The organism is Pseudomonas sp. YNh, assembly GCF_037993085.1.
Lineage (GTDB): Bacteria > Pseudomonadota > Gammaproteobacteria > Pseudomonadales > Pseudomonadaceae > Aquipseudomonas > Aquipseudomonas putida.
Genome location: NZ_JBBMRJ010000001.1, coordinates 337,007 through 362,586, shown reverse-complemented (window position 1 = coordinate 362,586; position 25,580 = coordinate 337,007). Strand labels below are relative to the sequence as shown.

Below are 25,580 nucleotides of genomic sequence, written 5' to 3'. Positions count from 1 at the left end.
TTTTACTGTGCAAGAGCTGCTTGAGTCTGTAAAGCTACTATCCACCAAAGAGCGTCTGGCCCTGGCAGCCTTGCTCAAGCAGCAAGGGGTGAACCTTTACGGCGTCACCCCGATCTTCAAGCGCGACCCTGAAGGTCCGGTACCCCTCTCCTATGCCCAGCGGCGGCAATGGTTCCTTTGGCAACTGGAGCCTGCGGCGCCGACCTACAACATTCCCGCAGCCTTGCGCCTGCAAGGCCTGCTGGATGTCGACGCACTACAGCGCAGCTTCGATGCGTTGATCGCTCGCCACGAAACCCTGCGCACCACCTTCAGCGAAGAAGGGGAGCGCACAGTTCAGGTCATCCACCCCGCACAGCCGCTGGTGCTTGATATCCAGGCGCTGCAACGGGCTGACGAGCAAGTTGTGCGCGAGCAGGTAGAAGCCGAGGCCCGACGCCCGTTCGATCTGCAGCAGGGGCCTCTGCTACGGGTGAAGTTGCTGCGTCTGGCGCAGGACGAGCATGTCCTGATGCTGACGATGCATCACATCGTCTCTGATGGCTGGTCGATGCCGGTCATGATCGATGAGCTCATGCAGCTTTATGCGGGCTACAGCCAAGGCCAGGAAGTGCAACTGCCGGCGTTGGCGGTTCAATACGCCGACTACGCGATCTGGCAACGCCAATGGATGGAGGCCGGCGAGCAGGAGCGGCAACTGACGTATTGGAAGTCAGAGCTTGGCGACGATCAGCCGGTGCTTGAGTTGCCAACCGACCGCCCTCGTCCAGTGGCCAGTACCTATCGCGGCGCCAGGCACGAAATTCGTTTGCCTGAAAACTTGGTGCATTCGCTTAAACAGTTGGCCCATCAGCAGGGTGCGACGCTGTTCATGCTGCTGCTGGCCAGTTTCCAGACCCTGCTGCACCGCTACTCCGGGCAGTCGGACATCCGCGTCGGCGTTCCGGTTGCCAACCGTAATCGTGTAGAAACCGAACGGCTCATCGGCTTTTTCGTCAACACCCAGGTGCTGCGTGCCGAGTTCGACTTGCACATGACCTTCAGCGAACTGCTGCAACAGGTCAAGCAACGTGCGCTGGGTGCACAGAGCCACCAGGACTTGCCATTCGAGCAGCTGGTGGATGCCTTGCAGCCTGAGCGCAGCCTGAGCCACAGCCCATTGTTCCAGGTGATGTACAACCACCAGATGCAGGCCAAGGGCAAGCAGCGCAGTGTGCACGGGCTGCACGTCGAGGGGCTGACCTGGGACCACGACACGGCCAAGTTCGACCTGACCTTGGACACCTTCGAGTTTGAGCACAGCCTAGGCGCTGCCTTGAGCTACGCCACAGACCTGTTCGATGCCGCGACCATCGAGCAGATGGCGCAGCATTGGGTGAACCTGCTTGAGGCGATCGTGCGCCAGCCTGGGCAGCGCGTGCTCGACCTGCCGCTGACAAGCCTGGCGCAGCAGCGCCAGACCGTTCAGGCCTGGAACCCGGCGTTGACGCATTTCCCTGTCGAGCAGACCCTTCACCAGTTGATCGAAGCCCAGGTCGAAATCGCCCCGAATGCCGTGGCCTTGGCTTTCGGCGAGCAGGCCATGAGCTACAGCGAACTCAACTGCCGGGCCAACCAGCTGGCGCACAAACTGCTGGAGCTGGGTGTCGGGCCGGATGTGCTGGTTGGCCTGGCCGTGGAGCGTGGCCTGGAGATGGTCATTGGCCTGCTGGGCATTCTCAAGGCTGGCGCTGCCTATGTGCCGCTCGACCCGGAGTACCCGCAGGACCGCCTTGCCTACATGTTCGAGGACAGTGGTATCCGCCTGTTGCTGACCCAGCAACATCTGCGTCACGCGCTGCGGGTACCGGAAGGCGTTTGCACCCTTGTGCTGGACGGCGAAACCGGCCTGAACAGCTACAGCGAAGCCAACCCCGCCCGCCAGGTGAGCCCGGACAACCTGGCCTACGTGATCTACACCTCGGGTTCGACCGGCAAGCCCAAGGGCACGTTGCTGCCACACCGCAACGTGGTGCGCCTGTTTGCCGCCACCCGGCACTGGTTCCACTTCGATGCCAGTGACGTGTGGACGGTGTTCCATTCGTACGCCTTCGACTTCTCGGTATGGGAGTTGTATGGCGCGCTGCTGTACGGTGGCAAGGCTGTCATCGTGCCCAAGGATGTGGCGCGCTCCAGCGAAGACTTCCATGCCTTGCTGGTGCGCGAGCAGGTCACCGTGCTCAACCAGACGCCTTCGGCCTTCAAACCACTGATCCCGATTGCCTGCGAAGCGGCGAAAGCAGGCCAGGGCCTGGCCCTGCGGCATGTGGTGTTTGGCGGTGAAGCCCTGGAAGTCAGCAGCCTTAAACCTTGGTTCGAGGTGTTCGGTGACCGCCAGCCGCGCATGATCAACATGTACGGCATCACCGAAACCACGGTGCATGTAACCTACCGGCCGATCACCCTCGACGACCTGCACAAGGGCGCCAGCAGTCCGATCGGCGAGGTCATTCCCGACCTGTCGTGGTACCTGCTTGACGCGGCATTGAGCCCGATCATGCCTGGCTGTACGGGGGAAATGCTGATCGGCCAGGCAGGCCTGGCACGGGGTTACCACGGCCGCCCTGGTTTGACTGCCGAACGCTTTGTGCCGAACCCGTTCGATGACAACGGAGGGCGCCTGTACCGTTCGGGCGACCTGGCGCGCTACCGTACCGATGGGGTTATCGAGTACATCGGGCGTATCGACCATCAGGTGAAGATTCGCGGTTTCCGCATTGAACTGGGCGAGATCGAGGCTCGTCTGCTCGAACAACCTGCTGTGCGCCAGGTGGCAGTGCTTGCAGTAGATGGGCCCAGTGGCAAGCAACTGGTGGGTTACGTGGTGCCGGTCAATGTAGGTGCGGTGCAAGGCGCCGAGCAGCAGGCCGTGCTGCGTGACCGCCTGCGAGGTGAACTCAAGGCCAGCCTGCCTGAGCATATGGTCCCCGCGCATTTGCTGTTCCTGGAGCAGTTGCCACTGACCGGTAACGGCAAGCTCGACCGCAAGGCCCTGCCTGCCCCGGACGCCAGCTTGCTGCAGGGCGAGTACGTCGCACCGCAAACCGAACTGGAGCAACAGATCGCGGCCATTTGGGCTGATGTGCTGAAGCTGGAGAAGGTTGGCCTTGCCGATAACTTCTTTGAGTTGGGCGGTGACTCGATCATGTCGTTGCAGGTGGTCAGCCGCGCTCGCCAACAGGACATTCAGTTCACGCCCAAGGAACTGTTCCAGCACCAGACCGTGCAAGGCTTGGCGGCCATAGCCCGGCGTGAAACCGCTACGGCAATCGACCAAGGGCAGGTGGAAGGCAGCATGCCGCTGACACCGATCCAGCAGTGGTTCTTCGAATCGGATATCGTCGAGCGCCACCACTGGAACCAGTCGGTGATGCTGCAAAGCAGTGAGGTGCTGGACGAGCATCATTTGCAAGCAGCCGTGCAAGCCCTGGTCGCGCACCACGACGCACTTCGCTTGCAGTTTACCGAGGCGCATGGGCACTGGCAGGCCATGTTTGGCAGTGCTGGGCAGGCCCTTTTATGGCGTCGGATGGCGGCAGATTCCCAGGCGTTGACGCAGCTGGCCAGCGAAGCCCAGCGCAGCCTGAACCTGACGCATGGGCCGTTGTTGCGTGCTGTTCTGGCCGATTTGCCAGATGGCGGCCAACGCCTGCTGCTGGTCATCCACCACCTGGTGGTGGACGGCGTGTCCTGGCGTGTACTGCTGGAGGACCTGCAGCAGGCTTATGTGGCGCTGCGTGATGGCCAGCCACTGAAGCTTCAGGCCAAGTCGACTTCGTTCAAAGCCTGGGCCGAACAGTTGCAGGGTTATGCAACCCGCGCTGATCTGCAGGCGGAGCTGGGCTACTGGCAGGCGCAGTTGCAAGGCATCAGCGATGCCTTGCCGTGTGATCGACCGCAAGGCAGCAACCTGGAGCGGCATGCCGCTTCAGTCAGCACCCGTCTGGACCGTGAACTGACCCGGCAGCTGCTTCAGGAGGCGCCAGTTGCCTACCGGACGCAGATCAACGACCTGTTGCTGACTGCGCTGGCGCGGGTCATTGCCCGCTGGACCGGCCGCGCCGAGGTGCTGGTGCGCCTGGAAGGCCATGGCCGGGAAGACCTGTTCGAGGGGGTGGACCTGAGCCGCACGGTAGGTTGGTTCACCAGCATGTACCCTGTCCGGCTCAGCCCGCAGACCGGGTTGGTCGAGTCGCTCAAGGTCATCAAGGAGCAACTGCGCGGGGTGCCGAACAAAGGCCTTGGCCATGGCTTGCTGCGCTACCTGGGCAGCGCCGAGGCACAGGCAACCCTGACGGCATTGCCGCGCGGTGAAATCGTGTTCAACTACCTTGGCCAGTTCGACGCCAGCTTCGACCAGCAAGCAGGGTTGTTTGTGCCGGCCAAGGAGTACGCTGGCGCTACCCAGGATGAAAGTGCGCCGTTGGGCAGCCTGTTGGCGCTGAACGGGCAGGTATACGGCGGGGAACTGAAACTGGGCTGGAGTTTCAGCCGGGACATTTTCGACGAAACCACCATCCAGCAACTGGCCGACGATTATGCCCATGAGCTGACACTACTGATCGCTCATTGCCGCCAACCGCAGCACCGAGGCGTGACGCCTTCGGACTTCCCGGTGGCTGACCTCACCCAAGTGCAGCTGGACAACCTGCCGGTTGCGGCGGAACAGATTGCCGATATGTACCCGCTGTCGCCCATGCAACAAGGGATGTTGTTCCATACCCTTTACGAACAGCATTCCTGCGATTACATCAACCAGCTACGCGTGGATGTCCAGGGGCTGGACGTGGAGCGTTTCCAACAGGCGTGGCAGGCGGTGGTGGATAACCACGCGATCCTGCGCAGTAGCTTTATCTGGCAGGGTGAGCTCGACCAAGCTGTGCAAGTGGTACACAAGCAGGTTGTGCAGGCCTTGGCCGAGCACGACTGGCGTGGGCGGCCGGCATTGGAGCAGGCGCTGCAAAACCTGGCCGAGAGCGACCGGCAAGCCGGGTTCGCGCTGGACCAGGTACCGTTGCAACGGCTTACCCTGGTGCGCACGGCAGATGACAGCCACCACCTGATCTACACCAACCATCACATCCTGATGGATGGCTGGAGCACATCGCGCCTGCTGGGCGAGGTGTTGCAGCGTTACGCCGGGCAGCAGGTGATTGCGCCGGCGACACCTTATCGTGAGTACATCGCCTGGCTGCAGCGCCAGGATGCAGCGGCGGCCGAGGCGTTCTGGAAGGCCCAGTTGGCAACGCTGGAGGAACCGACCCGGCTAGCTCAGGTGGTGCGTCGAAACGCGGCCCCGCAGGCCGGCCAAGGTGAGCACTATCAGTTATTTGACCGGGCGACGACCCAGCGTATCGAGCGTTTTGCCCGGGCCAACCGGGTCACGGTCAACACCTTGGTGCAGTCTGCCTGGCTGCTGTTGCTGCAACGCTACACCGGGCAACCTGCCGTGTGCTTTGGCGCCACCGTGGCGGGGCGCCCAGCGGACCTGCCGGGGGTAGAGGAGCAGATTGGCCTGTTCATCAACACCCTGCCAGTCGTTGGTGCGCCCCACAGCGAGCAGACCGTGGGTGAATGGGTTGCCCAGGTGCAAGCCTGCAACCTGGCCTTGCGCGAGTTCGAACATACCCCGTTGAATGAAGTGCAGCGCTGGGCTGGGCTGGGCGGCGAGGCCCTGTTCGACAGCTTGCTGGTGTTCGAGAACTACCCGGTTTCGCAAGCCTTGCAGGAGGGCGCACCCGAGGGATTGCGCTTTGGTCCGGTAGCCAACCTGGAGCAGACCAACTACCCGCTGACCCTGGCTGCCACCCTGGGTGACACCTTGGCCATCCAGTACAGCCACAACCGCAACAACTGGGATGATGCTGCTATCCAGCGCCTGGCCGAGCACTTCGGCAACCTGCTGCAGGCGCTGGTGGGTGATGCCACGGCGAAGATCGGCGAGCTGCCGTTGGTGGGGGATGCGGAGCGCCATTTGTTGCTGCATGACTGGAACCAAAGCGACGCCATTACCCCGTCGGGGCTGTGCGCCCACCAGTTGTTCCAGTTGCAGGCCCGTGAGCGCCCCGAAGCGACGGCGTTGGTGTTCGGTGAGCAACAGCTGACTTACCGTGAACTTGACCAACGCACCAATCGTCTGGCGCATCTGCTGGCTGCGCACGGTGTTACCGCCAACAGTCTGGTGGGTGTGGCTGCCGAGCGTGGGCTGGCACTGGCTGTGGCGCTGATTGCCATCCACAAGGCCGGGGCGGCCTACGTGCCGCTGGATCCGGAGTACCCGCAGGACCGTCTGGCCTACCTGATCGAGGACAGTGGCATCGACATGCTGCTGGGCGACGCCGAGGCCATGGCACGCATGCCGGTGCCTGCCGGGTTGCCATGCATCGAGCTACAGCCCGGTGAGCAGTGGCTGCAAGCATGCAGTGAGCACCCGCTGCCGTGTGAGGTCTCGCTCGACAGCCTGGCGTATGTCATCTACACCTCTGGCTCCACGGGCATGCCCAAGGGCGTGGCAATTGCTCACCAGGCGCTGTCGGTGTTCTGTGAGGTTGCCAGTGGTTACTCGCGGTTGACCCCGCAGGACCGCGTGCTGCAGTTCGCCACGTTCAGCTTTGACGGGTTCATCGAGCAGTTCTTCCCGCCCTTGTCGCGTGGTGCCTGCGTGGTGATGCGCGATCAGCAACTGTGGGACACCGACACGTTCAGCGCGCAGGTCATCCGCCATGGCGTTACCGTGGCTGACCTGCCGGCAGCTTACTGGCGACTGCTGGCGCTGGATCGCCGCGCTGCGTCTGCCTATGGCCAGTTGAAGCAGATTCACGTCGGCGGTGAGGCCGTGGCGCTGGACGGGTTGCAGGCCTGGCTGGAAGATGGGCCGGCGCAGGTGCGCCTGCTCAATACTTATGGCCCCACCGAAGCCACCGTGGTCGCGACCACCTACGATTGCTCGCGGCTGGCGCAGGTGCCTGATGCACAGAACGGTGTGCCGATTGGCCGCGCGCTGGCCGGGCGTACCCTGCGCACCCTGGATATCGGCCTGTTGCCTACGCCAATCGGCGTGCCAGGCGAACTGTACATCGGAGGTGACGGTTGCCTGGCGAGCTGCTACCACCAGCGCCCGTCGTTGACGGCCGAACGCTTCATCCCGGACCCGTTCGCCGAAACAGCGGGTGCGCGTCTGTACCGAACCGGCGACCTGGGCTACTTCGACGAGTACGGTGAGCTGGCCTATCGTGGCCGGGCCGACCATCAGGTGAAGGTACGCGGCTTCCGCATCGAGCTGGGCGAGATCGAGCAACACTTGCAGGCGCATCCACAGGTTCGCCAGGCTGCGGTAATTACCATCGACCACGCCGGTGTCAAGCAACTGTGTGGTTATGTAGTGGCGGCTGACCAGGCCGCAGACCAGACGGACCTGTGTGCCACGCTGAAGCAGGCCTTGAAGGCCAGCTTGCCGGACTACATGGTGCCGACCTACCTGATGCTGCTCGAACACATGCCCATAACACCAAGTGGCAAGCTTGACCGCAAACGCCTCCCGGGTGTCGACCAGATGCAGTCGCAACGTGAGTATGTGGCACCGCGCAATGCGCTTGAGCGGCAGTTGGCGGATATCTGGGCCGGCGTATTGAAAGTGGCGCAAGTCGGGGTGACGGACAACTTCTTCGAATTGGGCGGTGACTCGATCATCTCGATTCAGCTTGTCAGCCGTGCGCGCCAGGCGGGTATCCGCTTCACGCCCAAGCAGCTGTTCCAGCATCAGACTGTCGAGCAGTTGGCCGTTGTTGCCGAGCTTGGCGAGCAGGTTGACGTCGACCACCCCGCAAGCAGCCAAGCGGCGCCGCTGGCCGTCCTGACCCAAGCGCAGCTGGACCGCTTGCCAGTACCTGTGGCGCAGGTTAACGATGTCTACCCACTGTCGCCCATGCAGCAAGGCATGCTGTTCTACAGCGACCAGGGCGGTGACGCGGCGCTCTACCTCAACCAGACCTCGGTACCGGTCGACGGCCTGGATATCGAGCGTTTCACGCAGGCCTGGGCGCAGGTGGTGGCGCGCCATGACATTCTGCGCACCAGCTTCTGGTCTGACGCGCAGCTGGCACAGCCGCTGCAAATCGTCCATCGCCATGTCGAGTTGCCGATCCGTGTGCTTGATTGGCGTGAGCGTGATGACCAGGCCGAAGCGTTGCGGGCCTTGGTCGACGCGGACGCCGAACTGGCCTTTGACCTGTCGCAAGCGCCGTTGATGCGGGTAATGCTGGTGCGCCTGGGTGAGCAGCGCATGCAACTGATCTGGACCCGCCATCACATCCTGATGGACGGCTGGAGCAACTCGCGATTGCTGGGTGAAGTGTTCCAGGCTTATCACGGGCAAGCGCTTGACACCCTTGTGCCGCGGTTTGGTGACTACATTCGTTGGCTCGAGGCGCAACCTCAGGCTGATCTGGAAGCGTTCTGGACAAGCAAGCTTGGCCGCCTTGAAAGCCCGACCCTGCTGGAGCAGACGTTGCTGCCACGACCGGATACCAACCAGGCAGGGCATGCCGCCTTGTACCTGCATTGGGATGCCCAGCGTACCGAGCGCCTTCGAGCCCAGGCCCAACGCCTGCGGGTAACGCCCAATACGTTGGTGCAGGCGGCCTGGTTGTTGCTGCTGCAGCGCTACAGCGGGCAGCAAGCTGTCTGTTTCGGCGCCACCGTGGCTGGCCGTCCGGCGAACCTGCCGGGGGTGGACAACATGCTCGGCTTGTTCATCAACACGCTACCCGTCGTCCAGGCACCTGCTGCACATTGGCACGTAAGCGACTGGCTGCAGCAACTGCAGGCTTACAACCTTGAACTGCGTGACCATGAACATGCCACATTGTCGAATGTTCAGCGCTGGGCGGGGCGCCCGGGGCAACCCTTGTTCGACAGTATCATCGTGTTCGAGAACTACCCGCTGGACGAACGTCTGCACACCAGCGCCGACAGTGCCTTGAAGTTTGGCGCCGTGAGCGAACGTGGCGTCACCAACTATGCGATGGACCTGGCCGTACACCTGAGCGAGACGCTCTCGGTGGAGTTCATGTACCTGCGTGGCAGCTTCAGTGAAGCCGGTACTGCTGTTATCCGCGGCAGCTTCGAACGCCTGCTGGAAGGCATGCTGGGTAACCCGGATGCCACGCTGGGCAGCCTCGACATGCTGACGCCGGAGCAGAGCCGGCTGGCCCTTCAGCGAAATATGCTGGCGGCGGGTACAACGCGTGTCCCGCGCCTGGCCCTTAGCATCGCCGAACACGCACGGTTGCAGCCTGATGCCCCGGCCGTCGTGTGCGGTGACCAGCAGTTGAGCTATGCGCAACTTGACCAGCGCGCCAACCGCTTGGCACATCATCTGATTGCCTTGGGTACCAAACCAGAGACCACGGTCGGGATTGCCCTGGAGCGTTCGGTCGAAGTGATCGTCGCCTTCCTCGCGGTCATGAAGACGGGGGCCGGCTATGTACCGCTGGATATCGATTATCCGCAGGACCGACTGCAGTGGATTGTCGAAGACTCCGCCATGCACCTGCTGCTGACCCACAGTTCTTTGTGCCAGCGCTTTGCCGCAGTTGAGCAAGTCGTGGAGCTAGACCGGGTGGGACTGGCGGACCTGCCTGCCAGTGCGCCGCCCGCCCAGGTGCTGGATGACAACCTGGCGTACCTGATCTACACCTCTGGTTCGACGGGCAAGCCCAAGGGCGTGGCCGTCAGCCATGGGCAGATCCGCATGCACTGCCAGGCCATTGCCCAACTGTATGAGATGGACGAACGCACACGTGAACTGCTGTTCATGTCGTTTGCTTTCGATGGCGCGCAGGAACGCTGGTTGTCGACGTTGTCATCAGGTGGCTGCCTGGTTGTCCGTGGCAATCGCCTGTGGACTGCGGAGGAAACCTGGCAAGTGCTGCATGAGCAGCGCATCGATATCGCCTGTTTCCCTCCGGCTTATCTGCAACAGTTGGCCGAGTTCGGCGAGCGCCAGCAACAGGCTGCTCCGCCAGTGCGCATTTACTGCTTTGGTGGCGATGCGGTGCCCGATGCGTTGTTCGAGCTGGTAAAGCGCACGTTGCGCCCGCAGTACCTGACCAACGGCTATGGGCCTACCGAAACGGTGGTCACACCCTTGCTGTGGAAGGTATCGGCCGATCAATCCTGCCAGGCCGTGTATGCGCCGATTGGCGACCGGGTTGGCCAGCGTACCTTGCAGGTACTCGATCAGGACCTCAACCCGCTGCCTGATGGCGTGGCGGGTGAGCTGTACATCGGTGGCGAAGGGCTGGCGCGGGGTTATCACCAGCGTGCGGCGCTCACCGCCGAGCGCTTTGTCGCCGACCCGTTCGCGGAAAGTGCGCGTCTTTATCGCACCGGTGACCGCGTACGCCGCCGTGCCGATGGCACCCTGGATTTCATCGGCAGGCTGGACAACCAATTGAAGATTCGCGGCTTCCGCATCGAGCCAGGCGAGATCGAGGCACGCCTGCGCAACCTGGCCGGTGTCCGTGACGCAGTAGTGGTGGCGCGTGAAGGTGCCACCGGCAAGCAATTGGTTGGTTATGTGGTCAACAGCGGCGAAGCCACCACAGCAGCACAGTTGCGTGAAGCCCTGCGCAACGAGTTGCCGGACTACATGGTGCCAACGCAATTGGTGCTGCTTGAGGCGATGCCGTTGACGCCCAATGGGAAGATTGATCGCAATGCGTTGCCGGCGCCTGATTTCGTCGGGCAGCGACTGCACCGAGCGCCGCGCAATGATGTTGAACAAGTGTTGGCGCAGATCTGGCAAGCGGTGTTGAGTGTTGAAGAAATCGGAATCGACGACAACTTCTTCGAGTTGGGTGGCGACTCGCTGCGGGTGTTGAAAATGCTCTCCAGCGTGCGTGCACACAGTGGTTTGGCGCTAGACCTGAAGTTGCGTGACGTGATGGCCAAGCCGACCATCGGTGAGCTGTCTGGTTACTCGGTGAATGAAGCCAGCCTGGACCCTGTGTTGTTACTTAATACCCGTGTCGCCAATGCCACACCTTTGTTTTGCCTGCATGCAGGTTTTGGCACGGTGTTCGACTATGAACCGCTGGCGCGCCGCCTGGACGGCGTGTGCAGTGTCTACGGCGTGCAATGCCGAATGCTGCTTGACCGCACATGGCAGGATGAATCGCTGCAGGCGATGGCCATCGACTATGCCCAGTACATCCGCCAGAAGCAGCCAGAAGGGCCGTACCGCCTGGTAGGCTGGTCGCTTGGGGGCACCTTGGCGGTGCTGGTAACCCAGGAGTTGGAGCGTCAAGGCCAGACGGTAGCGTTGCTCGGCGTGGTGGACAGCTTCGTGCCGTGTGCATTGCATGCCGAGGTAGCCGAAGACTGGACGCTTGATTTACAGGGCTTCCTCAGCGTGTTGCTAGGCGTACCCAAGGAGCGGTTGGTAGTGCCTGAGCTGGCCGTGGGGGCAGACCTTCCATACTTGCAGGGTGTTATCGAGCAAGTGCGCACGGCGCAGCCCGGGCAATCGCTCTATGCCGAAATCGACAGTGCCGAACTGGCGCACACCTTTGCGGTGGCGATGCGCCTGAAAGCCTTGTCATTGAAACTGACCAGCCTGCCGCCCACCCAGGCGCTGGCAACATGCTGGTGGGCAGGCCGCAATGGCGACCCTGCGTGGACCTTCGCAACAGAGGCAAGCTATGCGGTGGAGGCAGGGCACTACGACATCCTCAAGCAGCCTGAAGTGATCGAAGGGCTGGCCATGAACTGGTCCAAGGAGGACACCATGACCGAGTGAAGATCACTGACGGGTTGAGTTAATTGCATCACCCTATCGCCCCGCGCCAGCAGCCCGAAAGCTGTCGGCGCGGGGCGATGTCGTTTGGTTAGCGGAAGATATGAGACCTTGCTGTCCTTTGCATTTACTCGCAAGAGCAATGAGGTAAAGGTGAGGTCGGAGGTGAAACGGCAGGGGCGAGGAGGGTGCAGCGGGGGAGTATGTGGCCAGCCCCGGGACTTGACTTGGGGCTGGCCAGCGCGGTTTAGAAGTCGTAACGCAGTGATACCGTGGCATTGCGTGGCGCACCGTAGTGGCCGTAGCTGCCTGCCATGCCGGCATAGTACTTCTTGTCAAAGACGTTGTTGACGTTCAGCGTGGCCGCGAGGTTCTGGTTGATACGGTAGCGGGCCATCAGGCTAGTGACGAAGTAGTCATCCTGGGTAACGTGGCTGTTGTAGCGCGCATACTGCAGCGTGGACTTGGAGTTCCAGTTCACGCCACCGCCCAGGGTCAGCTTGTCCCAATCGCCTTGCAGGCGGTAGGTGTTCCACAGGCGGAACGTGTCCATTGGCAGCTGGGTGGTCAGCCTGTTGCCGTCAGCATCTTCGGTGCGCGAGTGGCTGTAGCCGGTAAAAACGTTCCAGCCCGGCAGCACTTCGCCCGACAGCTCCAGGTCGACACCTTTGGTTTCTGCACCGTCCACTGCCTTGTAGGCATTGCCACCGTTGGGTGCTGGTTCAGTGGTTTCCTCGGCAAAGTTGTCCCTTTGTACCAGGTAGACGGCAACGTTGGCATTCAGGCGGCCATCCAGGAATTCGCCCTTCCAGCCCATTTCGTAGTTCTTGCCGACTTCCGGGTCAAGTGGCTTGCCGCTGGCGTCGATATTGCTTTGCGGCTTGAAGATGTCGGTGTAGCTGACGTAGACCGATTGCTCCGGCGTAAGGTCGTAGACCAGGCCTGCATACGGCGTCACTACACCATGTTCTTTCATGTTGTAAGTGGTCGGTGCATCAGGGCTGTCGATTATGCCCAGGCTGTAGTCAAAGCGGTAATCGGAAGCCCGTGCGCCCAGAATCAGGTGCAGGTCATCGGTGAAGTTGAACCGCGTGGCAGCGTAGTAGCCGCTTTGACGGTTGAAGATGTCATATTTGATGCTTGGCGACAGTTCGTCTTTACCCGGTTTGGGCGTTACGTTGTCCCAGGTGAAGTAATTGATGTCCTGATCAGGCCCTGCGTATTCGCGATGTTTGTTCTCGTACTCAAGGTAGTTGTAGCCAACAATGAGTTCGTGGGTTTGTCCAAACAGTTGAAACGGTCCTTGCAGGGAGGCATCAACACCTTTCTGGTACTGATCCGCCGAAGCCACGCCGGCGCTGATGGTTGTTGAACCATCCGGCTCCAGGTATGACCTGTTGGTTCTGGTCGAAACGTAGGAAGAGAACGTGTTGCGATCAACGTCCATGTACAGGGTCGATACCTTCAACTGCCAGTCGTTGGCCAGTTGCTGTTCGAGCGTCATGGTGTAGTTGGTGGTTTCGTAATCATCGTACCCCCAGCGAGCGTCAGAGCTTTTCGAACGGGAAAAGTTTGTGGGCTGGCCGTTGGTGAAGATGAGCGGAACACCCGATGCGCCGTTGACTTTGTAAGTTTGCCGGTCAATGCCGAAGCGGATCAGGGTGGTGTCGGTCAGGTCAGCTTCCAGGGCCCCGTACAGGATGCTGCGGTCCTGGGTGTACCAGTCCATGAAAGTGTGGTTGTTCTGCTGCGCGGCAACCAGGCGCCCGCGCACATTGCCTTCCTTGGTCAGAGGGCCGGAAACGTCTGCCTCTGCACGGTAGTTGTCCCAAGAGCCAACGTCGCCCTGGATGTAAGACTTGAACTCGCGTGTCGGGCGTTTGCGGATCAGGTTGACCACCGCACTGGGGTCACCGGCACCGGTCATCAGGCCTGTTGCACCACGAACGATTTCCACTCGGTCAAAAAGGGCCACGTCCAGCAAGGTGCTGGGCATGTTACGCGTCTGGTTGTCCTGAAACGTGGTGACACCATCGAACTGGTAAGTGTTGATTGCACTGCCACGAGAATAGATGTTGTAGCGCTCGCCACCGTCCTGGGACATGGTAATGCCAGGTGTCTGTTTCAGCACATCGGTCATGCTGCTCAGGTGCTGGTCATCCATGCGCTGGCGGGTCACCACGGTAATGGTTTGTGGTGTCTCGCGCATCGACAGGTTCATCTTGGTGGCCGTACTGGTCACACCCGTGGTGTAAGAGCCCGTGCCTTCGGTAGTGGCCCCCAGGCCAGTGCTATTGACGTTGGTCGCCGAAAGCTCGACCTGGCCGTCCTTTCCCGCCGAACCCGCTGTTACGGTCACGGTATTGCCGTCGATCTGATAACGCAGCCCGGTCCCTTGCAACAGGATGCGCAAGGAAGTCTGCAGATCATGCCGCCCCTTCAGCGCCGAAGATCGCAGCCCGCTGATGTCCTCCGGGCTATACAGCAACTGCGTATCTGTCTGCTTGGCCAACGCCTGCAACGCCGAGTTCATCGACTGTGCCGGAATATCCAGCGCCCATTCCTGCGCCTGCACCTGGGCAACCATCGCAGTGGACAACGCCAGACCGATGCCGGCGTGTGACAACGCGTGCCAGGGCCGAAGGGAATGACGGATCAGTAACGCTTTTGCAAGCGGGTTGAGCGGGCCGGGCAAGGACTTGGACATCTATTGCGGTCTCGTTGGCAGAAGGGTTTTTTTAATGTCAGCTATGTGACGCAGCACCTGTGAAAAACCGGAACGATTCTTATTGGCTGTTTTTTTCAGCGGTGCTGCGTTAACCGCGTCACAACTTCACAGTTCACGTGCTACGCGAAAACCGAGGAAGTCGCCGCGGGTTGTCTTGAGGCGGTCATTGCGGTTGGCCGAGCGGGAGAAAATTGGCGGCTCGCCCCAGTCGTTGCCACGCATGTGCGCGCGGATACATTTCGGGTCCTGAATCCAGGCGCTGCCGTCGGTGGGGGCGCCTTCATAGCTTTCGTGGTAGCAGTCGGCAACCCATTCGTAGACGTTGCCGTGCATGTCGTACATGCCAAAGGCATTGGCCGGGTAGCTGCCCACTGGGGCTGTGTAGGTGTAGCCGTCGCGAGGGCCGTAGGTGTTGGCGTGCTTGCTGATTTCGTACTTGCCCGGCTCGTCGAAGGGGAAGGGGAACGGACCGGTGGAGCCGCCGCGGGCGGCGTATTCGCGCTCGGCCTCGCTGACCATGCGGTAGGGCTTGCCGGTGGTCTTGGCGAGCCACTGGGTGTAGGCCTGAACTTCGTCGTAGTCCACGCACACCGCCGGCTGGCGGGGCCCTTGCTTATAGGTCGGCTTGCTGGCCTCGCACCAGCGGCCGGGGCGGTCGTCGCCGCTCTTGATGACGGTGCCGGTGGCCTTGATGTAGGCGTCCAGCTCGGCGGCGGTCACCTGGTAGCGGCTCATGGCGAAGGGCTTGGCGAAGGTCACGGTGTGCAACGGGCCTTCGTCGGGCTGGCGGCCGACTTCGTCGTCGGGGGCGCCCATCACGTAGCTGCCGGCGGGTAGCACGACCATTTCCGGGCAGTCCTTGCAGTCCTTGAAAACATCACCGGGCTTGGCGGCGTGGGCGTAGGCGCTGACCAGCAGCAGGCAGGTGATCTGGGCTGGCCGGTAGAGCCAGGCTTTTGCGTTCATGGGTGATCCTCGGAACGGGTGAATGCGTGCTGCGTTTCGCATTCAGACGAGCCGGAGCGATGGAAAATTAACCAGTGGCCAATCGGATGTGGCCTGTGTAGGAGCAGCCTTGTGCTGCGAAAGGGCCAGTGCTGCCTCATACATATGTGCAGGGAGTGATGGCCTCTTCGCAGCACAAGGCTGCCCCTGCACAGCAGTGTGTCGGCCTGGTAGTTGCCAGCCATGTGGCACCGGGCTATAGTCCAACCCACTGTTCTATTCCCGAAGATCTGTTCATGCCAGCCAGCCCTTCCACCACATGCTTTGCTATCGCGCCAGTCGCGGGCATGGTCGTGCGTGGCAGCCTGCAGCCGGTCATGATCAGTCACTACCCACCACCTGTCAGTGGCGTTGTAGGCGGCGTAGCTCCGCCTCCTTGCGTGGTCGTGCTGGGCTGATCGGCTGCTTGCCGAACCCCTTCGCACACGCAACCTACTGAACACGGTCGGCTACTTCCCTCGCTGAAGCGCACGCCGTCCGTTTGGCTTTCCTGCCTACTATCAGGTGGCAATACATGTCTGTCTTTACCAAAGCATCCGTGGCCTCGGCGGCCACTACCAGCCTGTTCGTCCTGCTGTGGAGCAGTGGGGCGATCGTCTCCAAGCTGGGCCTGGCGCATGCCAGCCCGTTCGCCTTCCTGCTGTTGCGCTCGGCGCTGGCCTTGGCCGGCCTGCTGCTGATCGGCCCGCTGCTGGGGCTGCGCTGGCCGCGCAGCCGTGGGGCCATCCTGCGCGCCCTGGGTACCGGGTGTGTGCTGCTCGGCGCCTACCAGATTTTCTACTTGCTGGCGCTCAACACCCATGTCACCCCTGGCGTCATGGCCACGGTCATGGGGGTCCAACCGATCCTCACCGTGGTGCTGATGGAGCGTCAGCGCTCGTGGAGCCGTCTGTTCGGCCTTGGGCTGGGGTTGGCTGGCTTGATCATGGTGGTCTACCAGGGCATCAACCTGGGCGGGGTCTCGCTGGCGGGAATGCTGTTTGCCCTGTTGGCGCTGGCCAGCATGACCTTGGGCTCGATCCTGCAGAAGCGCATCACCGATAACCCTATGGGCACGCTGCCGTTGCAGTACCTGGCCGGCTTTGCCATGTGCGCGGTGTTCGCACCGTTGCAACCGCTGCATGTCGAGTGGACCGGCGGCTTTGTCGGCGCGCTGCTGTGGATGGGCCTGGTGGTTTCGTTGCTGGCGACCTTGCTGCTGTACCGGCTGATCGCCAAGGGCAACCTGGTCAATGTCACCAGCCTGTTCTACCTGGTGCCGGCGGTGACCGCAGTGATGGATTTGCTGATCTTCGGCAACCGCCTGGCACCGCTCAGCCTGCTGGGCATGGGGTTGATCGTGGTGGGCCTGCTGTTCGTGTTTCGCAAGCCCGCCGCGCGCCTTGCCCAGGCGTAGGCCCTAGCGGAATTCTTCGGGGATGGTGTGGCGTAGCACGCCTTCCTCGAAGTCCAGCAGCCCAGCTTCGCGCTGGGTGAGCAGGTAGTAGAGCAGGGTGTCGAGCGAACGTTGCGGCGGGACCTCGACAGCCAGCATCTTCACGGCCTGCTCGGTTTCGCAGTTGCAGCCGAAGTCCTGCAAGGCCGCACTTACCTGGTCCAGGGTTTCCGGGGGCTTTACTAGCACCCGGAACACTGAGCTGCCGCTGCTGCTGCGCAGTGCATCGAACCAGGTTTCGCCGTTTTCTTCACGGGTGGTGATTACATCACCTGGTGCAATGCCGTAAACATGGAAGGGGATGTTGTCGACGGCATAACCACCTTCCACGGCCTTGGCCCACAGGCCCTCGACCGAGGCCGGCGGGTAGCCGTTCTCGTCCTGTTCCAGGCGGAACAGGACCTTTTTGTACATGCTGTTCATCGTGGGCCCCGCTTCAGTTGCGCGCCGGGCGCAGCACCAGCCACAGTGCCATGCCAATCAGCAAGCCGCCGTACAGGTGCCCCATGGACAGCGACTCGTCCAGTAGCCACGCCCCCCACAATACACCGAACACCGGGATCAGGAAGGTCACGGTGCTGGCCTTTACCGGGCCGATTTCTTCCAGCAGGCGGAAGTACAGGATGTAGGCGAACGCCGTGCACAACAGCCCCAGGCCCAGCAGCGACAGCCACACCTGCCAGCCGCCCCAGCTGGCGGGTGGCTGGCTCAGCGCGCTCCAGGCGAACAGTGGGCTTAGCAGCAAGGTGGCGCCGAGCATGCTGCCCAGCGCTGACAGGCGGCTGTCCAGGCCGCTGACCCAGCGGCGGGCAAGGAAGCCGGCAAAGCCGTAGCAGGTGGTGGCCGCCAGGCAGGCGAGGGCGCCTTGCACCAGGGCCATGTCCAGCGCCACTGGCCCGGCGCCGCTGAGGATGCCGACGCCAAACAGGCCAAGGAAGATGCCGCACATCTTGGGCAGGGTCATGGGCTCGCGGAAGAACAGCATGCCGATCAGCACGCCCATCAGTGGTGTGGTGGCGTTGAAGATCGCCGAGTAGCCGGCCGGCAATACCTGAGCGGCAACGGAATAGAAGGTGGCCGGGATACCGGAGTTGATCATGCCCAGCACCAGGCAGGCACCCAGCTTGCCCTGGAAGTCCCACCGCACGCGGGCGGCCGCGACGATGCCGATCAACCCCAGGCAGGCAATGGACACACGGAAGAATGCGGTCGGCACCGTGCCCAGCTCGGGGGCGATGATGCGCATGAACAAAAAGCTCGCCCCCCAGACGGCAGCAAGTGTCAGCAGGCGGGCTAGGGCGATGGGGCTCACGGCGGTCTCCGGGTACAGGGCAGGGCGCGAGTGTACGCCAGGGGGCGGGGGGATTCTTGTGCTTTCTTGCGGTGCAATCCATTGCGCTCTGCACGGCCCTTGCAGGAGCAGCCTTGTGCTGCGAAGAGGCCGGTACAGGCGAAAAATACCTGTGCTTGTACCGGCCTCTTCGCAGCACAAGGCTGCTCCTGCAAAGGCCATGCAGGCCTTCGAGGTGTGGCATTAACCCATGACCACAAGGGCGGCTAAGCTCAGTACTCAATCTTTGCACCGAGGCCCACCGCATGACCCAGCACTGGCCTGCAGGCGAGATCGCCCGGATGATCCTCGATGGCTTCGACGACTACCGCGAGCATTTCCGCCGCATCACCCTCGGCGCCCGCGAGCGCTTCGAGCAGGCGCGTTGGCAAGACAGCCAGCGGGCTGCCGCCGCTCGGATCAACCTTTACGAACAGAAGGTCGGCGAGGTCAACGGCTGGTTGCGTGATGCGTTCGATGACGAGGTGCTGCTGGAGGTCGAGCAGTGGCCTCTGGTGAAAAGTGCCTACATACGCCTGATCGACCCGCGCCTGGACGATGAATTGTCCGAGACCTGGTACAACTCGTTGTTCTGCAGCCTGTTCAGCCATGACCAGATCAGCGACGGCTGCATGTTCATCCACACCACCCGGCCGTCCATCCGCAGCCACCAGCGCGCCACACAAACCTGTACCTATCGCCCCGATGGCAATCTGCAGGGCCTGCTGCGGGCGATTCTTTCCGACTACGCATTCGCCTATGGCGACCTTGAAAGCGACGTGTCGCGCCTTGAAGAGCAACTGCGCGAGTGCCTGCCGGACTGGGTTTGCAAAGACCCGACGCTGGCGGTGGAGCTGTTTTCGCCGGTGCTGTACCGCAACAAGGGTGCCTACCTGGTCGGCCGGCTGTACAACAGCGACGAGCAGTGGCCGCTGGTGATACCGCTGCTGCACCGCGAAGGGCATGGTATCGAGGCCGATGGGCTGATCACCGACGAGGCCGAGGTGTCGATCATCTTTTCCTTTACCCGCTCCTATTTCATGGTCGATGTGCCGGTGCCGGCAGAGTTCGTCAACTTCCTCAAGCGCATCTTGCCGGGCAAGCACATTGCCGAGCTGTACACCTCCATCGGTTTCTACAAGCACGGCAAGTCGGAGTTCTACCGGGCGCTGATCAACCACCTGGCCGGCAGCGAAGACCGCTTCGTCATGGCGCCTGGGGTGCGGGGCATGGTCATGAGTGTGTTCACCCTGCCGGGCTTCAACACCGTGTTCAAGATCATCAAGGACCGCTTCTCGCCCTCAAAAACCGTTGACCGCGCCACCGTGATCGATAAATACCGGCTGGTAAAAAGCGTTGACCGCGTGGGGCGCCTGGCCGATACCCAGGAGTTTGCCGATTTTCGCTTCCCACAGGGCAAGTTCGCGCCGGAGTGCCTGGCCGAGCTGCTGGAGGTGGCGCCGTCGACGGTAATACTGGAGGGTGACACGGTACTGATACGCCACTGCTGGACAGAGCGGCGCATGACGCCCTTGAACCTGTACCTGGAGCATGCCAGCGAAGGCCAGGTGCTGGAGGCGCTGGAGGATTACGGCCTGGCCATCAAGCAGTTGGCGGCGGCAAACATTTTCCCCGGTGACATGTTGCTGAAGAATTTTGGTGTTACCCGCCATGGGCGGGTGGTGTTTTACGACTATGACGAGATCAGCTTCCTGACCGAGGTAAACTTCCGCCATATCCCGCCACCGCGTTACCCGGAGGACGAGATGTCGGGCGAACCGTGGTACTCGATCGGGCCCCACGACGTATTCCCCGAAGAGTTTCCGCCGTTCCTGTTTGCCGATATTGGCCAGCGACGGTTGTTCAGCCGCTTGCATGGGGAGTTGTATGACGCGGATTACTGGAAGGGGCTGCAGGCGGCAATTCGCGAGGGGAAAGTGATTGATGTGTTTCCGTACCGGCGCAAGGCCCGGTAAATGCTTGGCCTGTCTTGGCCCTATCGCCGGCAAGCCAGCTCCCACAGGCTTGCCACAGGGCTGAGCTTTCTCCGGGACCTGTGGGAGCTGGCTTGCCGGCGATAGGGCCAAGACAGGCAACCAGTGACTTCAACCCTTCAAACACTTCAATTCACTGAAATCAGTCCGCACCTTGCCCAGCTTTTCTTGCAAGAACCGCCGCTGTTGCGGGGTACTCTGCTGCACCAGGTCCACCAGCAAACTGCGCGCTTGTTGTTCGGTATTTTGAAACGCTGAGCGGTATTCAGGCGTCCATAAACTCTCCTTGCGTTGCAGCAGTGTCGCCAGGCGTGGCTCGAAGCTGGCGTCGTTGCGCTGGTTCATCGCCAGCAACAATTGCTGCTGCCAGTGGGCGCGGTTGGCGATCCATTCGCGGTTCTGGTCGCCCAGCGCTGCGGACCAGGCCTGCACCCGCTGCTTCTGCGCTGCGGTCAACTCGCCAAACCACGGGGTCAGGCGTTTCTCCATGCGCTCGCTACGCCGGGCGATTTGCTTGGGCAGCGGGGTATCCACGTACTTTTTCTGCCGTTCGCTGATGTCCTCGCGGAACGCCTCGCGCATTTCCGCCACCTGGCTGTCGCTCATGCCGCGCAACAGTTCCGTGGCCGACGGGGTGATCTCCTCTGCCACCCGGCCAATCGCCTCACGGGCCTCGCGGGTACGTTGCTCCAGCGCCTGGTCGGTCACCTGGCCATCGGCGACCATGCCGCGTACCCGGTCCAGCCAGTCGATGTAGCCGGGCAGCTGGGTCTTGCAATGCCAGGCCAGGTGTTCGCGCAAGCGGTCGTCGAGCAAGGCCTTCTGCTCGCTGTTCATGTCCAGGTAATCGCCCAGCGACCATGGCACCAGGCGGTCCAGGTTGCGGTAGGCCAGGTCGATGCGGCTGCAGGCGGCCAGCGCCAGGGCGAAGCCGAGGGTGATAAGCAGGGCTTTGGACAGGCGTGCAGGCATTTGCTGTTCCTTGCAGTGGCGGCCAATCGGTAGAGGTAAGGGTAGCCGCAGGGTTCCATTGCATCGCAGCAATGGCGATTCCCTTCCATCGGCAATCTCACTATTATTGCGACTAATTCTTATCCGCATCGTTACAAGGATGATTGCGTGTACAAGGTCCCGCCTGCACCGCACGATGACATGCACTGCCTGTACCGCGACCACAGCGGCTGGCTGCAAGGCTGGCTGCGCCGGCGCCTGGGCGACCGGGAGCGGGCGGCGGACCTGACCCAGGACACCTTCGTGCGCCTGATCGCCAGCACAGTGGCCCACCCGTTGCGTGAGCCACGCAATTTTCTGGCGACGGTGGCCAAGCGGGTGATGGTCGACCATTTGCGCAGGCGCTCGCTGGAGCAGGCCTACCTGGAGGCGTTGGCACTGGAGCCGGAGTTGCTGGAGGTGTCTGCCGAGCAACGGGTGATCCTGCTGGAAACCTTGTTGCAGCTCGATGCCATGCTGGACGGCCTGAACCACAAGGTGCGCCAGGCGCTGTTTCTGTCGCACCTCGAAGGCTTGAGCTATGCCGAAATCGGCGAGCGCCTGGGGGTGTCTGTAAGTTCGGTGACCAAATACATCGCCAAGGCCACCGAACAGTGCCTGCTGTTCGCGCTGGATGCCGAGCTGTGAGCCCGGCGCAGCAACGCCAGGCGCTGCGCGATGCGGCGCAGTGGCATGCCCGCTTGAGTGCCGGGCCGGACTACCCGGCGCTGTACCAGCGTTGGCAGGCGTGGCACCAGGGCGACCCTGTTCATCAGTGGGCCTGGCAGCGGCTGGAGGCCTTTCACGCCGAGCTGTGCAGCGTGCCGGCGACCGTGGCGCAGCGCACGTTGTTGGTGGAACAACCACTGGCAGGCAGGCGTACCGTGCTCAAGGGCCTGGTGCTGGGCCTTGGCGTGTCGGGCCTGGCCTGGACTGGCTACCGGCAGACGCCGCTGTGGCTGGCCGATGTGCGCACGGCCACGGGCGAGCGGCGTCAGCTGCGGCTGGAAGATGGCACCCAGCTCACCCTGAACACGGCCAGTGCCGTGGACATCCGTTACGACCACCAGCAGCGCCTGATCATCCTGCGTGCTGGGGAAATCATGGTGACCACAGGCAAGGATGCACGGCCACTCAGCGTGCGCAGCCAGCAGGGCGAGATGCGCGCGTTGGGTACGCGTTTTGTCGTGCGCCAGCTGGACGGGCAGACAGAACTGGATGTGCTTGAGCATGCCGTTGCCGTGCGCAACCGGGCAGAGCCTGAACCGTTGCGGGTGGAGGCGGGCATGAGCCTGCGCTTTGGCTCAGGGCCGCTGCCCGCGCCACAGTTGCTAGACCCGAACCGGGACGAATGGATCAATGGACGGTTGGTGATCGACAACTGGCCGCTGGGTCGGGTGCTGGATGAGTTGCAGCGCTATCGCCCGGGCTTCATCGAGTGTTCGAAGGAGGTTTCGCACCTGCGCCTGTCCGGGGCCTTCCCGCTGGACGATACGGCACGCGCACTGGACGCCATCGCCCAGGCGCTGCCAGTGCGGATCGAAACCCGCACGCGGTTCTGGGTGCGGGTACGGCCTTTAGCCTGAACCTGGGATTGGGGCTGCTGCGCAGCCCTTCGCGGGCGCGCCCGCTCCCACAGGGGGCAAGGCTGTTGCAGTAAATGTGGGAGCGGGCATGCCCGCGAAGGGTCTCAAAGCGACCGCATAGTGCAGGAAACAGTTTTTTAAAATATTTCTCGTTTGCATTGTCGGTTTTCCGGTTTCACACGACCCCTCCTGCAAACCGCCACCACTGGCCTTTGAAGGAGCCCCCCATGCACCCCCGTGTTACCCGCCACAGCTACCCCAGAAAACCCCTCGTTGTCGCCATGTTCAGCGCCGCCTTGCTGCTGCAGGCCGGGGTAGTTCATCCACTGACCAGCGCCGGGCAAGCCAGTGCCGCCGAAGCCGCTCGCAGCTATGCCATCGCCGCAGGGCCACTGGGTGCAGTGCTCAGCCGTTTTGCCAGTGATGCCGGGGTGGTGTTGTCGTTCGACGCAGAACTGACCCAGGGCAAGCGCAGCCCGGGTTTGCAGGGGACATACAGCGTCGAGCAAGGTTTTGCCCGGTTGCTGGCCGGCACTGACCTGCAGGTGATGGCCGCGAGCAATGGCAATTACGTGCTGGTGCCACGCTCGACGGATGGAGCGCTCGAACTGGGCGCGACAAGCATCAATGCCTCGGGTTTTGGGGCTACGACGGAAGGGACCGGGTCTTATACGACCGGGTTGACCAGCACCGCCACCAAGATGAATCTGTCGCTTCGTGAAACGCCGCAATCTATCACTGTTGTTACCCGTCAACGTATGGATGATCAACATCTAGGCGCCATTACCGATGTGCTGAAACAGACGCCAGGTATCACCATTTCCCAAGATGGAGGAGAACGCTTCAACGTCTATTCCCGCGGCAGTGCTATCGACACCTACCAATTCGATGGCGTCAATACAAGCCAGGAAAACCAGACGCGTAACATGCCCAGCACACTTCTGGACATGGCGTTGTACGATCGGGTAGAGATCGTCCGCGGTGCCACAGGCCTGATGACGGGAGCAGGTGAACCTGGCGGGGTCATTAACCTGATCCGCAAAAAGCCAACCCATGAGTTCAAGTCCTATATCAAGGGCAGCGTAGGCTCCTGGGGCAACTATCGCAGCGAAGCCGACGTATCTGGCCCGTTGACCGAAAGCGGCAACGTACGAGGACGCATGGTTGCGGCCAAGCAAGACAGCCACACGTTCATGGACTGGTACGACCAGAAACGCGAGATCTTTTATGGGGTCATCGAGGCTGATGTGACCGACACGACCTTGGCCCGCTTTGGTGTCGACTATCAGAAATACCGGTCGACTGGCTCGCCTGGTGTTCCGCTGTTGTTCACCAATGGCAAGCAAACCGATTTCTCCCGCTCCACTAGCTCCGGCGCACGGTGGATGTATGACGATTTCGAAACCATGAACTACACCGCTACCCTGGAGCAGCAGTTGGTGAACGACTGGAAGCTCCGGGTAGTGGCCAACTATATGGATGTGGACCGCGATGCCGACTTGGGTTGGTACCGGAGCACGTCCGGTGTCGCTTACCTCAACGAGGCAACCGGTTCGGCAAGCGCCGAGCGAGCCAAGATTTCTGCCGACCAGACGCAAAAAGGCCTGGACGTCAACCTCGCCGGTACCTACGACCTATTAGGTCGCAGTCATGACCTGGTACTGGGCTACAACTACTCTGAGTACGAGAATGACCACCACTCCCAGACAGGCGGCATCGCCACCTTCAACTTCTACAACTGGGACAACTATCTGGCACGCGACGGCTACCGCCCATCCTTGATTTTCAACATCAAGACACGTCAGAGCGGCTACTACGTAGCCAACCGTTTCAACCTTACCAATGATCTGCATCTGCTGCTCGGTGCCCGGGTTTCGCAGTACACCTACGGCTCAGACTTGACGTCCCTGATCGCCAACACCAATACAGTCAGCAAGATGCGTGAAACCGGCCAGGTAACGCCGTACGCAGGTGTGATCTATGACCTTACGCCTGAACAATCCGTGTACTTCAGCTACACCGACATCTTCAAACCGCAAACGTCGATGGACAAGGATGGCAAAGTCCTCGAACCGGTAGTCGGCAAGAACTACGAAGCAGGCTGGAAAGGCGAGTTCTTCCAAGGCCGGCTTAACACCAGCGCTGCTGTGTTCATGGTCGAGCGCGACAATTTTGCCGAACTCGATCCTGGCCAGCTCACACCGACCGGCTCTTCGGCTTATCGTGCAGTCGATGGGGCGAAGACCAAGGGCTTTGACCTTGAGGTTACTGGTGAGATCGCACCGGGCTGGAACGTGCAGACAGGCTACAGTCACGCCAAAACCAAGGGTGCCGATGGGGAACGCCTGACCACTCAATTGCCCATGGACACCTTCCGCCTGTGGACCACCTATCACCTAAAGGGCGACTGGGACAAGTTGACAGTTGGCGGCGGCGTGAACTGGGATTCGAGCAAATCGCTGACCTTTACCGACATCAACAATGCCAAGGCCAAGGATGACGATTTTGCCGTGGTCAACCTCATGGCTCGCTACCAGGTGACTGAACAGCTGACGGCCACTATTAACGTGAATAACCTGTTTGACGAAAAATACTACTCCGGTATAGCCGGCAGCTATGGCCATTATGGCGCACCGCGTAACGCGATGCTGGACCTGCGCTACGATTTCTGATCCA

The 25,580-nt window shown here is 61.6% G+C and carries 11 protein-coding genes; 6 read left to right on the top strand and 5 right to left on the bottom strand.

Annotated features, from left to right (window positions below; all coding sequences use genetic code 11):
- Positions 1-7: 7 nt before the first annotated feature.
- On the top strand, positions 8-11,839 hold the full coding sequence (locus WF331_RS01590; protein WP_340622592.1) for an amino acid adenylation domain-containing protein: 11,832 nt from the start codon (positions 8-10) through the stop codon (positions 11,837-11,839).
- A gap of 244 nt (positions 11,840-12,083) precedes the next feature.
- Here WF331_RS01590 and WF331_RS01585 read toward each other — a convergent pair whose 3' ends face one another.
- Together WF331_RS01585 and pvdO are read right to left on the bottom strand one after the other, a co-directional pair.
- Positions 12,084-14,543 carry a TonB-dependent siderophore receptor gene (locus WF331_RS01585; protein WP_340622591.1) on the bottom strand — a complete coding sequence of 820 codons (2,460 nt, stop codon included), beginning with the start codon at positions 14,541-14,543 and terminating at the stop codon, positions 12,084-12,086.
- Positions 14,544-14,669: 126 nt separating this feature from the next.
- Positions 14,670-15,530: a dihydropyoverdine dehydrogenase gene (pvdO, locus tag WF331_RS01580; RefSeq protein WP_284359845.1), complete on the bottom strand. Its 861-nt coding sequence runs from the start codon at positions 15,528-15,530 to the stop codon at positions 14,670-14,672.
- Between the two features lie 553 nt (positions 15,531-16,083).
- On the opposite strand from pvdO, the gene WF331_RS01575 reads away from it, so the two are divergent.
- Positions 16,084-16,965: a DMT family transporter gene (locus WF331_RS01575; RefSeq protein WP_084967147.1), complete on the top strand. Its 882-nt coding sequence runs from the start codon at positions 16,084-16,086 to the stop codon at positions 16,963-16,965.
- Positions 16,966-16,968: 3 nt separating this feature from the next.
- On the opposite strand, the gene WF331_RS01570 is transcribed toward WF331_RS01575, so the two are convergent.
- Both WF331_RS01570 and WF331_RS01565 read right to left on the bottom strand, forming a co-directional pair.
- Positions 16,969-17,427 carry a DUF4265 domain-containing protein gene (locus tag WF331_RS01570; protein WP_041167633.1) on the bottom strand — a complete coding sequence of 153 codons (459 nt, stop codon included), beginning with the start codon at positions 17,425-17,427 and terminating at the stop codon, positions 16,969-16,971.
- Between the two features lie 13 nt (positions 17,428-17,440).
- Positions 17,441-18,316 (bottom strand): DMT family transporter, encoded by an 876-nt coding sequence (locus tag WF331_RS01565; RefSeq protein ID WP_016498407.1) that lies wholly within the window; start codon positions 18,314-18,316, stop codon positions 17,441-17,443.
- 284 nt (positions 18,317-18,600) lie between these two features.
- Here WF331_RS01565 and aceK point away from each other — a divergent pair, with 284 nt between their 5' ends.
- Entirely contained in the window at positions 18,601-20,310 is a 1,710-nt protein-coding gene (gene aceK, locus WF331_RS01560) for a bifunctional isocitrate dehydrogenase kinase/phosphatase (RefSeq protein WP_016498408.1), read from the top strand.
- Positions 20,311-20,439: 129 nt separating this feature from the next.
- On the opposite strand, the gene WF331_RS01555 is transcribed toward aceK, so the two are convergent.
- Positions 20,440-21,300 (bottom strand): DUF6279 family lipoprotein, encoded by an 861-nt coding sequence (locus tag WF331_RS01555; RefSeq protein ID WP_197863942.1) that lies wholly within the window; start codon positions 21,298-21,300, stop codon positions 20,440-20,442.
- Between the two features lie 147 nt (positions 21,301-21,447).
- On the opposite strand from WF331_RS01555, the gene WF331_RS01550 reads away from it, so the two are divergent.
- The 3 genes from WF331_RS01550 (at position 21,448) to WF331_RS01540 (ending at position 25,576) form a co-directional block, all read left to right on the top strand.
- Positions 21,448-21,966, top strand: coding sequence for a sigma-70 family RNA polymerase sigma factor (locus WF331_RS01550; protein WP_114942483.1), 519 nt, complete (start codon positions 21,448-21,450; stop codon positions 21,964-21,966).
- A complete protein-coding gene (locus tag WF331_RS01545) occupies positions 21,963-22,904 on the top strand; it encodes a FecR domain-containing protein (protein WP_340622590.1) in 942 nt (313 codons plus the stop codon). Before WF331_RS01550 ends, WF331_RS01545 begins: the two co-directional genes overlap by 4 nt.
- A gap of 227 nt (positions 22,905-23,131) precedes the next feature.
- Positions 23,132-25,576 (top strand): TonB-dependent siderophore receptor, encoded by a 2,445-nt coding sequence (locus WF331_RS01540; protein ID WP_340622589.1) that lies wholly within the window; start codon positions 23,132-23,134, stop codon positions 25,574-25,576.
- The last annotated feature ends 4 nt before the right edge of the window (positions 25,577-25,580 follow it).

Bases quoted from the DNA above. Each gene is read 5' to 3' on its own strand.
- WF331_RS01585 (WP_340622591.1), bottom strand. From the start codon at position 14,543: ATGTCCAAGTCCTTGCCCGGCCCGCTCAACCCGCTTGCAAAAGCGTTA.
- pvdO (WP_284359845.1), bottom strand. From the start codon at position 15,530: ATGAACGCAAAAGCCTGGCTCTACCGGCCAGCCCAGATCACCTGCCTG.
- WF331_RS01575 (WP_084967147.1), top strand. From the start codon at position 16,084: ATGTCTGTCTTTACCAAAGCATCCGTGGCCTCGGCGGCCACTACCAGC.
- WF331_RS01570 (WP_041167633.1), bottom strand. From the start codon at position 17,427: ATGAACAGCATGTACAAAAAGGTCCTGTTCCGCCTGGAACAGGACGAG.
- aceK (WP_016498408.1), top strand. From the start codon at position 18,601: ATGACCCAGCACTGGCCTGCAGGCGAGATCGCCCGGATGATCCTCGAT.
- WF331_RS01555 (WP_197863942.1), bottom strand. From the start codon at position 21,300: ATGCCTGCACGCCTGTCCAAAGCCCTGCTTATCACCCTCGGCTTCGCC.
- WF331_RS01540 (WP_340622589.1), top strand. From the start codon at position 23,132: ATGCACCCCCGTGTTACCCGCCACAGCTACCCCAGAAAACCCCTCGTT.